This window comes from Plantactinospora sp. KLBMP9567 (assembly GCF_033446045.1).
GTDB lineage: Bacteria > Actinomycetota > Actinomycetes > Mycobacteriales > Micromonosporaceae > Plantactinospora.
Window position 1 is genome coordinate 1 of the sequence record NZ_JAWQRR010000052.1, and the last position, 14,118, is coordinate 14,118.

At 70.2% G+C, this 14,118-nt stretch carries 9 protein-coding genes and 4 pseudogenes; 9 read left to right on the forward strand and 4 right to left on the reverse strand.

Annotated features, from left to right (window positions below; all coding sequences use genetic code 11):
- On the reverse strand, positions 1-625 hold a 625-nt coding region (locus R6Y94_RS38065; protein ID WP_318401506.1), incomplete at its 3' end, for a response regulator transcription factor.
- Between the two features lie 516 nt (positions 626-1,141).
- Between R6Y94_RS38065 and R6Y94_RS38070 the strand changes: the two are divergent.
- The 3 genes and pseudogenes from R6Y94_RS38070 to R6Y94_RS38080 all read left to right on the forward strand — a co-directional run.
- A pseudogene (locus R6Y94_RS38070) lies at positions 1,142-1,372 on the forward strand (hypothetical protein); the annotation flags it as partial.
- An 840-nt stretch (positions 1,373-2,212) separates the two neighbouring features.
- A complete protein-coding gene (locus tag R6Y94_RS38075; RefSeq protein WP_318401507.1) occupies positions 2,213-3,934 on the forward strand; it encodes an NAD(P)H-dependent oxidoreductase subunit E in 1,722 nt (573 codons plus the stop codon).
- A gap of 8 nt (positions 3,935-3,942) precedes the next feature.
- Entirely contained in the window at positions 3,943-6,297 is a 2,355-nt protein-coding gene (locus R6Y94_RS38080; protein WP_318401509.1) for a molybdopterin-dependent oxidoreductase, read from the forward strand.
- Here the strand turns inward: R6Y94_RS38080 and R6Y94_RS38085 are convergent.
- A pseudogene (locus R6Y94_RS38085) lies at positions 6,269-8,165 on the reverse strand (heavy metal translocating P-type ATPase). The gene R6Y94_RS38080 and the pseudogene R6Y94_RS38085 sit on opposite strands and share 29 nt — an antisense overlap.
- A gap of 473 nt (positions 8,166-8,638) precedes the next feature.
- Here R6Y94_RS38085 and R6Y94_RS38090 point away from each other — a divergent pair.
- Positions 8,639-8,895 (forward strand): annotated as a pseudogene (locus tag R6Y94_RS38090) (hypothetical protein); the annotation flags it as partial.
- A 153-nt stretch (positions 8,896-9,048) separates the two neighbouring features.
- Here R6Y94_RS38090 and R6Y94_RS45455 read toward each other — a convergent pair.
- The gene (locus tag R6Y94_RS45455; RefSeq protein WP_412102977.1) at positions 9,049-9,150 is read right to left on the reverse strand and encodes an FAD-dependent monooxygenase; all 102 of its coding nucleotides are present in this window, start codon (positions 9,148-9,150) and stop codon (positions 9,049-9,051) included.
- A gap of 64 nt (positions 9,151-9,214) precedes the next feature.
- A pseudogene (locus tag R6Y94_RS45460) lies at positions 9,215-9,259 on the reverse strand (hypothetical protein); the annotation flags it as partial.
- Positions 9,260-9,564: 305 nt separating this feature from the next.
- Here R6Y94_RS45460 and R6Y94_RS38100 point away from each other — a divergent pair.
- The 5 genes from R6Y94_RS38100 (at position 9,565) to pstA (ending at position 14,112) form a co-directional block, all read left to right on the forward strand.
- Complete coding sequence (locus R6Y94_RS38100) at positions 9,565-10,254, forward strand: MarR family transcriptional regulator (RefSeq protein ID WP_318401510.1); 690 nt, start codon at positions 9,565-9,567, stop codon at positions 10,252-10,254.
- Positions 10,247-10,909 (forward strand): arsenate reductase ArsC, encoded by a 663-nt coding sequence (locus tag R6Y94_RS38105; RefSeq protein WP_318401512.1) that lies wholly within the window; start codon positions 10,247-10,249, stop codon positions 10,907-10,909. Before R6Y94_RS38100 ends, R6Y94_RS38105 begins: the two co-directional genes overlap by 8 nt.
- 364 nt (positions 10,910-11,273) lie before the next feature.
- Positions 11,274-12,236 carry a PstS family phosphate ABC transporter substrate-binding protein gene (locus R6Y94_RS38110; RefSeq protein WP_318401514.1) on the forward strand — a complete coding sequence of 321 codons (963 nt, stop codon included), beginning with the start codon at positions 11,274-11,276 and terminating at the stop codon, positions 12,234-12,236.
- 5 nt (positions 12,237-12,241) lie between these two features.
- Positions 12,242-13,183 (forward strand): phosphate ABC transporter permease subunit PstC, encoded by a 942-nt coding sequence (gene pstC, locus R6Y94_RS38115; protein ID WP_318401516.1) that lies wholly within the window; start codon positions 12,242-12,244, stop codon positions 13,181-13,183.
- Positions 13,180-14,112: a phosphate ABC transporter permease PstA gene (gene pstA / locus R6Y94_RS38120; protein ID WP_412102974.1), complete on the forward strand. Its 933-nt coding sequence runs from the start codon at positions 13,180-13,182 to the stop codon at positions 14,110-14,112. Before pstC ends, pstA begins: the two co-directional genes overlap by 4 nt.
- Positions 14,113-14,118 lie beyond the last annotated feature (6 nt).

The window sequence follows — 14,118 nt, forward strand, 5'->3', positions numbered from 1 at the left end:
CGAGCAGCCGGGTGGCCAGCACCGCAGCCTGGGTGCGCCGCTCCAGGCCGAGCTTGGCGAGCAGGCTGGAGACGTAGTTCTTCACGGTCTTCTCGGCCAGGAACATCCTGCCGGCGATCTCCCGGTTGGTGAGCCCCTCCGCCACGTACTCCAGGATCCGGCGCTCCTGCTCGGTCAACGACTGGAACTCCCGCGGCTGTTCGACCCCGCTGCGAATGCGTTCGAGGACCCGGGCGGTGACCGCCGGGTCCAGCAGCGACTGGCCGGCGGCCACCCGGCGGACCGCGTCGACCAGGTCGGTGCCGCGGATCTGCTTGAGGACGTACCCGGCGGCACCGGCCATGATCGCCGCGAACAGCGCCTCGTCGTCCTCATAGGAGGTCAGGATGAGGCCCTTGATCGTGGAGTCGATCGCCCGGACGTCCCGGCACACGTCGATGCCGTTGCCGTCCGGCAGCCGTGCGTCCAGGATCGCCACGTCCGGGCGGAGTGCTGGAATCCGGCGCGCCGCCTCCTGCGCCGAGCCGGACTCGCCGACCACCTCGATATCACCGTCGCTCTGCAGCAGTTGGGCCAGGCCACGCCGGACCACCTCATGATCGTCGAGCAGAAAGACACGGATCATCCCTCCTTCCTACCCGATCCATCTCCTGGGCCGACAGGGCCGAAGGTCCCGGACGGGCGAGGACCGTCGCAGGGGACTGCGGCCCGTCAGGAAGGGACCTGCGGCCCTGACGGCACCCGGTGGCCCGGACACACCGTTGGGCAGACAACCGTAGCCGACGGCCTCGCCACCGCACCGCCGAGCGATCCGATCGAGCTGGAATGGCCCCGCTGGCTGCTACGCAACCTGCTCGCCGACATCGGCGAGCCGTACCTGGTAATCCGGCTCGGCTTCGCCGCCGCCGCCGATCCGCCCCCGCAGGTACCGCGCAGGGATCCAGCCGAAGTGATCGACTTCGCCGACTGAAGTGCTCCCGAGTCCCGCGAACAGTGGCGATGGATCCGCTCGGCGACGGCAACAACCGGGCTCAGGCCAGCCACAGCCATGACCCGAATCGACGGCAGCGCACACGGGACCTCGGGCACGCCGCCGACCACGACCCACGGTCACGCCAGTAGTGATGATGAGACTGCAGTCGCCCTGCTGGCCGGGATCGGCCTGCGCATCACCGCCGTGGCCGGCGGCATCCTGTACGTCATGATGTGGACCGTCGTCCTACCTCCCGAGAACAACCCGTTCCTGGACGACCACCTCATCAACGCCGCGGTGCTGGCCGGTCTCGCACTGCTCGGAGCCGGTAGGATCTGGGGACTTGGCAAGGCATGGGAGAAGCTGCCGATCGTGCGACGCCAGCCCTGGCTCAAGTGACGATGCTTCTCGACTTCGGCGGGTACCACCGGCAGGTGGTACCCGCCGAAGTCCGTGGAGGGGCCTCATCCCCCCATCCGCACCACGTCCCTGACCACCGGTCAGGTGGAGTACTTCATCAACCCCGGCGCTGGGCAGTTAGTGCCCTCGCCAAAGGCGAACAGCGACACGGTGTATCTGACCGGCACCCAGGGCCGTGGCCATCGACGTTCCGGCCAATGATCAGGCGACCACTGGCGCCGTGGTGACCATTGCGACCGCGCCGAGGTGCGGCCGGCGCGGATCACCAGCAGTCGCACGATCATCTACACCCCGCGAGCCGACCATGGGTCAGTGATCCGTTCACCTAGTCAATTCACCGAGGGCATCCGGCGCTCCAACGCGACGGTCTATCTACGGAGGGATTCCTCTACGTAATTCTCCGCGTGGCGGGAATGCCAGCGAAGATCTGCCAGCAGCTCCACGACCAGGTGGGTACGGTCCTGGCCACCTGCGTTCGTCGCGCCACCGGCCGCGTCCGCCATCGCCGTTCTCCCGTTCGAGCAGGTCATGCCAGCAGGGCCGGTGCCGCATCTGTCGGCCCAGCCTCGCCCTGGGTCATCGCCATCGCTCATCTCCGTCCGCTGATTCGGAGCAGACCGGGTTTGTGTCATTTTCTCAGAGGATGGGCCTGTAGTACCAAGAGTCCACTAGTTGGCCGTAGGCATGAGACGGGCGTTTCGGTTCGGGACCGGACGTCGTGAGGGTCGGATCTCTTTCGGGGAGTTGCCGCTGGGTATCCCTCCTCGGCCGCCCTGGAGTCGTAACTTCGAGCCGGGGCGACGTGACGCGGGGGATATGGTGGCCGAACCGAGGGAGGCGTTCGTCGGCCTGCAGGCGCGTCTGGGCCGACCGGGCACCTCGCTGCTGGAGCGGCTGCGCAGGGTTCAGCGCGAGCGGGGCGGCATCGACGCCGGTGAACTGACACGGCTCGCGGGCGAGTTCGGGTTGCCGGTCGCGGCGGTAACCGGGACGGTGTCCTTCTACGCCGACTTCGCCGAGGGCTGCCGTGGCCGGCGGCACGTGCGGGTGTGCGAGGGTGCGTCGTGTTTTGCCAGCACGGGAGGGCAGCACATTCGGGACCTGGAGCGGGTGCTGGGCGTGCGCCGGGGGACGTGTGCCTCAGATGGGTCGGTGTCGTTGCAGGCGGTGCGCTGCCTGGGGTATTGCTACGACTCCCCGGCGGTGCTTGACGGCGAAAGGCCGGGCACCGGCGGGGACCTGGGCGGTCTACTCGACGGGCCATCCGGTGCCGGTAGCGGACCCGACGCGCCGGTCCGCACCCCACCGCCGATTCCGTACGAGAGCCGGGTCGACCCGCCGGTCGTGCTGGCGGGGCTGCTTGGCGCCGAGGGCGAGTGGCAGGTGTGGCCGGAGGTGGTGACCAGCGGTTCACCGGAGCGGGTGAAGCACGAGGTCGCGGCGTCTGGGCTGCGGGGCCGGGGCGGGGCCGGTTTCCCGACGGCGAAGAAGTGGTCGATGGCTGCAGGCGAGCCCGGGCCCCGGTATGTGATCGCGAACGGTGACGAGGGCGACCCCGGTTCGTACTGTGACCGGTTGCTGATGGAGCGGGATCCGCATCGGATCCTGGAGGGGCTGGCGTTGGCGGCCTTCGCAGTCGAGGCGCATCACGGGCTGGTGCTGGTCCGTTCGGAGTACCCGGCCGCCATCGCCCGGATGTGCGCCGCGGTGGCCGAGGCGCGGGAGGCAGGGCACCTGGGCCGGCAGATCTACGGCTCGGGATTCGACTTCGACGTGGAGGTCGTCGAGGGCGCCGGATCGTACGTTGCCGGGGAGGAAACGGCGTTGATGCACGCCGTTTCCGGGCTGCGTGGCGACGCTCGCCCCCGGCCCCCGTACCCGACCAGCAAAGGGTTCCTCGCCCGGCCGACTGCGTTGAACAACGTGGAGACGCTGGCCGCCGTTCCATGGGTGGTGCAGCACGGCGGGGACGCGTACGCCCGGCTCGGGCATCCTGACGAGCCGGGCACGAAACTGGTCTGCCTGAGTCAGTTGTTCCGTCGGCCTGGGGTGTACGAGGTCGAGTACGGGGTGCCGCTGCGCCATCTGGTGGAGGAACTCGGTGGCGGTCTGCGTGACGGCCACATGCTGCGGGCGGTGCAGGTCGGTGGACCGCTGGGCGGGTTCCTCACCCCGGATCAGCTCGACCTGCCGCTGCTGACCAAACCGCTGGCCCAGGCCGGCGTGCCGCTGGGACACGCCAGTCTGATCGCGTTCGACACGGAGATGCCGGCTGCGGCGATTCTGCGGCACGAGTGGGCGTTCGGCGCTGCGGAGAGCTGCGGCGCATGCACCCCATGCCGGGTCGGCACCCGTCGGGGCCTCGAACTTGCCGAGCGGATCGGCGAGCCGGGCCAGGCAGCGGGAGTGCTGGCACGGCAGGAGCCACTGCTGGAGGTGCTCGACGCTGCCAGTCTCTGCGCGTTCGGGCGTGGGGTGGCGTGCGCCGTGCGCAGCGTGAGCCGGGCCTACTCCGACGAGCTCTCCCGGTCGGCGCCATGATCCGACTCATGGTCGACGGCAGCCCCGTCGAGGCGACCGAGGGGAGCAGTGTGCTGGGCGCCGTTCGGGCGGCCGGGACGGGCCTGCCCGGGTTGTGCTTCGACGATCGGACCTCGCCGCAGGGCTCGTGCCGGGTTTGCCTGGTCAGCGTGGACGGCGGCCCGCCGGTGACCTCCTGCACCATGCCCGTCCGGGAGGGCATGGCTGTGCGGACCGGCGACCTGCGGGCGGCCAGCGCGGCGCGGCTCGCGCTGGAACTGCTCGTCTCCGAGCAGCCGGCACGGGCGTTCCAGACCCCGGCCGACCGCAGCGAGCTGGTTCGCGCCTGCCAACACTTCGGGGTCACCGAGAGCCAGTTCCACGGTTCCGGCCACGCCCGGGGCGTCGACCACTCACACCCGTACGTGAAACTCGACCGCGACCTGTGCATCGCCTGCGGCCGGTGTGTGCGGATGTGCGCGGAGGTGCAGGGCACCTTCGCGCTCTCCCTGGCCGGGCGGGGCTTCGACACCGTTGTCGTGGCCGGCACCGGCGAGGAGTGGATCTCCTCGCCCTGCGTGGCCTGCGGCGGCTGCGTCGACACCTGTCCGACCGGGGCGCTGGCCGAGCCGGGGCTGCTCGATCCGGCGCCGATCGACCACACCACCACCACGACCTGCGGTTACTGCGGCGTCGGCTGCTCGCTGCGGGTGCACGTACGCGACGAACAGGTCGCCGCGATCACCCCGGTCCACGGTGCCCCGGTCAACCGCGGCCACGCCTGCGTCAAGGGCCGCTTCGCGCACGCCTTCACCCGCTCCCGCGACCGGCTCACCACGCCGCTGGTCAGGGAAGCCGGACGCGGCTCGCCGCTGCGACCTGCCACCTGGGAGGAGGCTCTCGGCACGGTGGCGGCACGGCTGACCGCAGTCCGTGACCGGTACGGCGGCGAGGCGATCGGAGTGATCTCCTCGGCGCGGGCCCGACCGGGGTCCAACGTGGCCGTCTTCAACGGCATCGCCCGGGCCCTGCTCGATCACGGCCACGTCGACCAGACCTTCGTCAACGACCGGGCCAGCGGGTTCGCCGAACTCACCGAACTGCTACGCGACTACCCGCTCGACCGCGCCGCACAACTCGCTGGCGTCGACCCCGAAACACTGGACGGGGCCGCCCGTCTCTACGGCGGCGCCGAGCGGCCGACGATCGTCTACGGCCTCGGGATCACCGAACACGCCCACGGCACCGACGGCGTCCGCACCCTCGCCAACCTGGCCATCCTCAAAGGCGCGGTTGGCACCCCCGGCGGCTGCGGGGTACTCACCCTGCGCGGCCAGAACAACGTCCAGGGTGCCTCCGACATGGGCGCCCTACCAGACCTGCTCCCCGGCTACCAGCCCGTCACCGACCCGGGGGTGCGGGCCCGCTTCTCGCACGCCTGGGACGCCGAATTGCCCGACCGGCCCGGGCTGCGAATCCTGGACATGTTCGACGCCGCCACCACCGGCCGGCTCCGGGCGCTGTACGTTATCGGCGAGGACATCGCCCAGACCGACCCCGACACCCGACGCTTTCAGGCGGCGCTGGCCGCCTGCGACCTGGTCGTCTGCCACGACCTGTTCCTGTCCCGCACCACCGAGCGCGCCGACGTGGTCTTCCCGGCCGTTTGCTTCCTGGAGAAGGGAGGCACCTTCGTCAACTTCGAACGCCGCATCCAGCGAGTCCACCCGGCCCTGCCACCACCCGGACAGGCCAAGACTGACTTCGAGATCCTCCACCTACTCGCTGCCGCGCTGGGCGCCGATCTCGGCTGCCCGACCCCGGCCGACGCGATGGTCGAGTGCGCCAGCCTGACCCCGACCTTCGCCGGGATCTCCCACGCTCGGCTCGATCGAGACGGGCCGCTGCACTGGCCCTGCCGCGGACCGGACCAGCCCGGGGAGGCGAGGCTCTACCTCGACCGGTTCGCCACCCCGGACGGCCGGGCGGCACTGGCCGCCCGCCCATACCTCCCGCCAGGGGAGCAACCCGACGAGAGGTTCCCGTTCGTGCTGGTCACCGGCCGCCGCCTGCCGCACTACAACAGCGGGTCGATGAGCCGCCGCACCCCCAACCTCGACCTGTTTCCCCGGGAGGTACTGGACCTGCATCCGGACGACGCGGCCCGGCTCGGGCTCGCCGACGGCGACCTGGTCGACGTGACCAGCCGCCGCGCCCGGGTGACCTTTCCGGTCAGCCTCACCGACACCGTCGCCCCCGGCCAGGTCTTCACCACCTTCGCCTTCCCCGACCGGCCCACCAACGCCCTCACCTCGGACTGCGCCGACACCACCACGGGCTGCCCGGAGTACAAGGTCACCGCCGTGTCCCTGCGCCCCCGGTAGCCGGCGCGCCTACCCGACCCAGCGCCCGGGCGAGCCGGGTACCGCCGCCGAGGGCACGCAGCGCGTTGAGGATCACGACCACGTCGATACCCTCCTGCAGAAACGCCCCGGCCACCGGAGGAAGCAGCCCGAACGCGGCGGCGACCATCGCCACCACCGCCATCCCCATCCCCGCACCGGCGGATTGCACCGCGATTGTGCGGGACCGGCGGGCGATCTCCACTGCGTCGGCCAGCCGGTCCAGCCGGTCCACCGACAACACCGCGTCCGCCACGTCCGCAGAGGCGGTCGCCCCGGTCGCCCCCAGCGCCACCCCGACACCGGCGGTCGCCAACGCGGGCGCGTCGTTGATCCCGTCGCCGACCATCACCGTCACCGCCTGCTCGGACTCGGCTCGCACCCGGGCGACCTTCTCCTGCGGTGAGCAGCGGGCCACCACGTCGTCCACCCCCACCGTCCGGGCCACCCGCTCGGCGACCTCTGGCCGGTCCCCAGTCACCATGATCAACCGTTGGAAACCGGCCTGCCGCAGCCGCCGTACGGTGTCGCCCGCGTCTGGCCGTATCGGGTCACGGAGGAGCACCGCCCCGGCGAGCGCGCCGTCCAGGCTCACCCACACCGTCGAGAGGCCGTCTGACTCCGCGCGCCGCCGCTCGGGTACGGCCCAGTCCGGCAGGTCACCCGAGTGCTGTCCGACCCGTACCAGCCGTCCGTCGACCCGGCCACAAACCCCCTGTCCCGGTTCCTCCGTCGCCGCCTCGGGCGCCACCAGCCGCATGCCCCGATCACTTGCCGCCCGCACGATCGCGCTGGCCAGCACGTGGGAGGAGAGCTGTTCGACCGAGGCGGCCAACCGCAGCACCTCGTCGGGGTCACCACCCGGCATGGCCGCCACCCTGGCCGTCTGCGGGCGCCCGGCGGTCAACGTCCCGGTCTTGTCCACCAGCAGGGTCCGGGCCCGGCCCAGCAGTTCCAGTGCACCACCGTTGCGGACCAGCACCCCGCATCGCGCCGCGCGGGACAACCCGGCCACGATCGCGATCGGGGTGGCCAGCAGCAGCGGGCACGGAGTCGCCACCACCAGCACCGCCACCGCCCGCACGAACTGTCCGGAGACACCCCACGCGATACCGGCCAGGGCCAGGGTGAACGGCACGAACGCCGCCGCGTACCGGTCGGCCAGCCGTACCATCGGCGCCTTCTCCGCATTCGCCTCCTCCGCCAGCCGGACGATCCCCGCGTACGTGCTCTCGGTCGCCGTGGCAGCGGCTCGCAGTCCGAATGCCGCACCCGCGTTGACCACCCCGCTAGCCAACCTTTCCCCGGCCCGGCGCTCGACCGCCTGGGACTCGCCGGTCACCGCAGACTCGTCCAGCGTCGCCGCGTCCTCGGCGAAGCCGTCCACCGGCACGACCTCACCCGGACCGACCAGCAACCGGTCGCCCTCGAGTACCTCGTCCACGTCAATGTCCTGGATCCCGCCGCCGGGGGCGCGGCGCCGCGCCCGGCGGGGTGCTCGGGCCAGCAGTTCGTGCAGGTCCCGGGTCGCCCGCCCCTGGGCGTAAGGTCTCCAGCGTGTGCCCGCTGGCCAGCATCAGCGCCACCACCGCCCCGGCCAGGTACTCGCCCACCAGAAGGGAGGTGACCAGAGCCAGGGTCGCGATCACGTCCACGCCGATCCGATGCCGCCGCAGAGACTGGATCAACCAGCGCAGCGTCACCAGTAGCGTGGCTAGCGCGGCCGACGCCCAACACACGTTGGCGGGTCCGCGGAGGTCGGCGAGCCACAAACCCGCGCCCAGTAACACCACCACCGTCAAGGTGGCCAGTGGCGCGAACTCCCGCTCCCGGTGCCAGCGTCCCTTCATCGACTTCCCGTTCGCGCTTTCCACGTTTCCCCCAGTTGAGGCACCCGACGGCAGCCTTCGTGGTGTCGGTAGGACGGCAGGAACCGGGCAAGAGGCCGGACCGAGCGGGCCTCGCTGCTTCGCGCACGGCATATCCAGCATCTCAACCAGGGGGACCCGACTCGGGCAAACAGCCGAACCGCGCGACGAACCTGCCGCACCTCGGCAGCACGGATCTGGTGTCCAGTAGAGCGGCCGGACGCCACCACTGCGGCAGGTCGCCGATGTGGCGGTGACTGGCGAGCAGGACGTTCGCGATGGCGACGCCGTTGCGCTTGCGGTCATGTTCCACGGCAGGCGATGTCGTTGCGGGTGCGCCGGAGGGCTCTGTTGGAAGCCTCCGCCTGCCTTACGGCGTCGTGACGATCGCGCCGCTGCTCGGGCAGCCGATCGCGCCGGAGGACGTCGCCGGCGTCCGACGCTGTCGGTGAAGCCCGGTCCGGGGTGGCGGACCGAGTGAGGCGGCGTCGCTGCTGCTGGACCGCACGGTCGTGGCGCGCGGCGGTCGCCGGTCCGGGCCGGCGGAAGCGACCGACCTGCAGCGGGGGTGGCCCGGCTCGATGGTCTGCCGCTTGCGATCGAGCTGGCTGCGGCCCGGCCTCGGGTGCTGTCGGCCAGCCAGCTTGCCGAGCGCCTCGACGACGTGCTGGGGACCCTAGACGCGTCTTGGGGAAGGAATCTGCAGCCAGCTACGTTGGTGATGGCCGCTCGATAGCTATCCAGCACCCCACCATTGAGCTGCCCGTCACTGGTCGCCGGACCGAAGTGGCGCGGGGGCGACCCACCGGCACGCGACGATCCAGGCGACGGTGACCTGGTCATACCCGCCCTACCGGGGGTGCGTTCAGTCTCGTAGATGGTTCAGCAGGTCCGGCACCGCCACGCTGCGGACCGCAAAGGCGAGTTTCCAGCCGAGATTGACCGCGTCCTGGATCCCAGTGTTCATGCCCTGCGCGCCGGCGGGGGCTGTGGATGTGCGCGGCGTCGCCGGCCAGGAACAGACGTCCGGAGCGGTACTTGGCAACGTCTCGCTTGTGCAGCCGGAAGTTGGCCATCCACAGTGGATCACGCAGCCTGAGTCAGCCAGCGGTGTACGTGTCGCTGAGGGCCTGCACCTGGCCGAGGGTGACCGGCTGATCGGGTGGGCTGGAATCTGCGTGGGGCCGCGTCGCCAGCATCCGCCAGCTTGCTGGTGCGTCACCAGGGCCAGACAGGTGGGCCAGTGCCCACGACCAGCACGTCGATATCCGACCCAACGTGACCCGGGTCACGGTTGTCCACGTCCACCACGCTACCGCTCCCGCACCACACCGGCTGCCACGCCATTGACAGGCAAAATCGCTCAACTATCATTGACTCAATGAACGCTGATGAATCTTCCTTGGAGTTGCGGGCCCGGGTGCACGCCGCGTTGGGCGACCCAGCCCGGCTGGCGATCGTCGACACACTCATGCTCGGCGACGCCTCACCCGGCGAGGTCGGCGAGGCTCTGCGGATGCCGACGAACCTTGTCGCCCACCACCTGAAGGTGTTACAGGACAGTGGCCTCGTTGTCCGTTCCCGGTCCGAGGGCGACCGGCGACGCAGCTACCTCCGACTCGTCCCGGAAACCCTGTCGGCGGTCACGGCGCCGCCCGCCCCGGAGGCCGTTCGGGTGGTGTTCGTCTGCACGCACAACTCCGCTCGCTCGCAGCTGGCCGCCGCCCTGTGGGCCAGCCGTAGCCGGGTGCCGGCGGCGTCGGCGGGCACCGAGCCCGCCGACCGGGTCCATCCCCGGGCGCTGCGGGTCGCCCGCCGCCACGGCCTCCGTTTGGACCCCGCCCGCACCACCCACGTCAACGATGTGGTCCGCGACGACGACCTCGTCATTGCGGTGTGCGACAACGCGCACGAGCACCTGCCCGCCCGCGCCCGGCCACGGCTGCACTGGTCGGTGCCGGATCCCGCCCGGGCCGACACCGACGACGCGTTCGAGGCCGCGTTCGCCGACATCGCCACCCGTGTCGAGCGGCTGGCCCCCATCCTGCTTCCTGGAGGCGACCATGACTGACCTCACCGCCCACCGCCGCTCCGACGTGTCGATCGACCAGCAACTCGCCCTGCACACCGCCGCCGTGCGGCTCGGCGACGAGTTCAGCGGCGTCTACGGCACCGAGACGATCGAGCGGTTCCTGTACGCCAGCTACGACCAGTTCGCGCTGGCCAGCACGGTTCCGCACTTCCTGCCGCTGCTCGCCGAACGGTTCGCCCGGCAGCGGCTGCACGCCCTGGCCCGGGTCGAGGGCCTGCGCCAGGATGGCCGGCCCGTCGTGTTGTTCCTCTGCGTCCACAACGCCGGCCGCAGCCAGATGGCCCTCGGCTTCTTCCAGCACCTGGCCGGCGACCGCGCGGTCGCCTGGTCCGGCGGCTCCGAGCCGGGCACCGAGGTCAATCCCGCCGCCGTCGCTGCGATGGTCGAGCGCGGCATCGACATCTCTACCGAGTACCCGAAGCCGTGGACCGACGAGGTGGTCCGGGCCGCCGACGTCGTGGTCACCATGGGCTGCGGTGACGCCTGCCCGATCTTCCCCGGCACCCGGTACGAGAACTGGGACCTCGACGACCCCGCCGGCAAGACCGCCGAGCAGATCCGCCCCGTCCGCGACGAGATCGAGCGCCGCGTCCGCCGTCTGCTCGACCAGCTCGGCGTACCGGCCAACTGCTGAGCCGTCCCGCGACCCGCACCGACGCTCGGTGCCGGGTCCACGACCAGAGCGGGCCGACGCGCCTCGATCCACACCGGATGGTGCCCGCACCCTCTTCGCGTCGGGCTCCGGCGGGCGGGTTCAGATGTGGGCGCCCACGGGTCGGCGAAGAGTGAACTGAGAATGAACGAATAACGACATCAAGTGAAGTCGCATGCCATCTGACCTGGTGATATAAACGGGTCTTTATGTTCATGTGCCGTTCACCTAGCAGCCGAACCCGGATCACATAAACAGCTTCTTATGGGCTGTGTCGGCGGGTTGCCGCCGGCCACGTGGGAGCGTCCGGCAGGGACACTGCCGGGCCGTCTGAAGAGGACGAATTGTGATCAAGACAGTGCGTGGACTGGGCGTCGCGTCAGCCGCGCTGGTCCTGACGGTGGGATTGGCCGCCTGCGGTGGCGGCGACAACGACACAGCGGGCGGGGACACCGCGGCCGAGTTGTCCGGTGAGGTGAAGGTCGACGGCTCCAGCACGGTGGGCCCGCTGAGCAAGGCGGCGGCGGACCTGTACGCCGAGGAGCAGGCGAAGGTGAACGTCACCGTCGGCATCTCCGGCACCGGTGGCGGATTCAAGAAGTTCTGCAACGCGGAGACCGACATCTCCGACGCCTCCCGGCCGATCAAGGACGAGGAGAAGAAGGAGTGTGACGCCAAGGGCGTCAAGTACGTCGAACTGATCGTCGCCAACGACGCCCTGTCGGTCGTGGTGTCGAAGGAGAACACCTGGACCGACTGCCTGACCGTGGCGCAGTTGAAGAAGATCTGGGAGCCCGGGTCGAAGGTCAACAACTGGAACCAGGTCGACCCGAAGTTCCCCAACGAGCCGCTGAAGCTGTTCGGCGCCGGTACCGACTCCGGCACCTTCGACTACTGGACCGACGCGATCAACGGCGAGGAGGGCGCGCACCGCACCGACTACACCCCCTCGGAGGACGACAACGTCATCGTCCAAGGGGTAAGCGGCTCCAAGGGCGGGTTGGGCTACTTCGGGTTCACCTACTACGAGGAGAACGCGGACAAGCTGAAGGTCCTCAAGGTCGACGGCGGGGCCGGGTGCGTCGAGCCCAGCATCGCCACCGCCCAGGACAACTCCTACAAGCCGCTGTCCCGGCCGCTGTTCATCTACGTCTCCGACAAGGGTGTCGCCAAGCCGCAGGTCAAGGGCTTCATCGACTTCTACATCGAGAACATCGACGAGGTGGTCAAGGAGGCCAAGTTCGTGCCGCTGACCGAGGCGCAGAAGACGACGCTGAAGTCCGAGTACGACTCGCTGCCGAAGGCCTGAGACCTGTGGTCACCATCCCCGGTCCCCGCGTCCCCGCCGCCGCCGTGCGGCGGGGGCGCCGCCACCCCGGTGAGCGGATCATCGAGACCCTCCTCGTCGTCGCGGCGGCCGTGTCGATCGCGACCACGATCGGCATCGTCGTGTCCCTGGCGGTGCCGACGGTCGAGTTCTTCGGCGAGGTCAGCCTCGTCGAGTTCGTCACCAGCACCCAGTGGACCCCACTGTTCGCCGACAAGAACTACGGCGTCGCCCCGCTGCTGGTCGCGACCCTGTGGGTGACCGCGATCGCCACGGTGATCGCCGTCCCGCTCGGGATCGGCGCGGCGATCTACCTGTCCGAGTACGCCCGCCCGGGAACCCGCAAGGTCCTCAAGCCGGTCCTGGAGATCCTCGCCGGCATCCCGACCGTGGTGTACGGGTTCTTCGCCCTCACCTTCCTCAACCCCGGCCTGATCGACCTGTGGCCCGGCGCCAGCAAACCCGAGTTCCAGAACCTCCTCGTCGCCGGGATCGCGATGGGCATCATGATCGTCCCCACCGTGGCCAGCCTGTCCGAGGACGCGATGAGCGCGGTACCGCACAGCCTGCGGGAGGGCGCCTACGCCCTCGCCTCGTCGAAGATGCAGGTCGCCACGAGGGTCGTCGTCCCGGCCGCGTTGTCCGGGATCGTCGCCGCGATCGTCCTCGGGGTGTCCCGGGCGCTGGGCGAGACGATGATCGTCACCATCGCCGCCGGGTTGAAGACCGCCGGCATCCCCGGCTCGCCGATCGAGGGCGCGGCGACGATGACCGGCTACATCGCCGGCGCCGGCCAGGGTGACCTACCGGTCGACTCCCTCGACTACCTGACCATTTTCGCCGTCGGCGCCACCCTGTTCGCGTTCACGTTCGTCCTCAACGCCATCTCCATCCGCCTGGTCCGCCGCTTCCGGGAGGTGTACGAGTGAGCACCAAGACCGCCCCACCGCCCCTGCACCGGACCGGCACACGGGACGCCGCCGAAGTCGCCGCCGAACTGACCGGCCGGCGTACCCGACCCGGCGAGGTCCTGTTCAAGCTCACGTTGCAGCTCTGCCTGCTGATCGCGTTCGCGTTCCTGATCGCACTGATCACCTTCGCCGTCTACAAGGGCTGGAACCGTCTCGACCCACGACTGTGGGAGAACATGCCAACCGGCCGCGCCTCCCGGGCCGCGCAGGCCGGTGTCCAGTCCGCGATCACCGGCACCCTGTGGGTGATCGGCCTGACCGCCGCGATCTGCCTGCCCGTCGGCATCGCCTCCGCGATCTACCTGGAGGAGTACGCCGACAACACCCGCTGGTACAACCGACTCCTGGAATTGAACATCCAGAACCTCGCCGGCGTGCCGTCGATCGTGTTCGGCATCCTCGGCCTCGGCCTCATCGCCCGGGTCATCGGCCTCGGCTTCACCGTCATCACCGCCGCGATCGTGCTGTCCCTGCTCGTCCTGCCCACCGTGATCATCGCCTCCCGGGAGGCCCTACGGGCGGTGCCGCAGTCGATCCGGCACGCCTCCTACGCCCTCGGCGCCACCCGATGGCAGACCACCTGGCGACAGGTTCTACCCGCCGGCATCCCCGGAATGGCGACCGGCGCGATCCTCGCCCTGTCCCGCGCCCTCGGCGAAGCCGCCCCACTGATCCTGCTCGGCGCGGTCACCTTCATCCGGTTCAACCCCGACAGCCCGCTGTCGAGCTACACCACCCTGCCGATCCAGATCTACAACCTGATCAAGGAACCGCAGGCCGAGTTCCAGGAACTCGCCGCCGCCGCGATCGTGCTGCTGCTGGTCATCCTCCTGCTGATGAACTCCGCCGCGATCGGAATCCGCAACCGCTTCCAGAAGCGCTGGTAGCCCGCG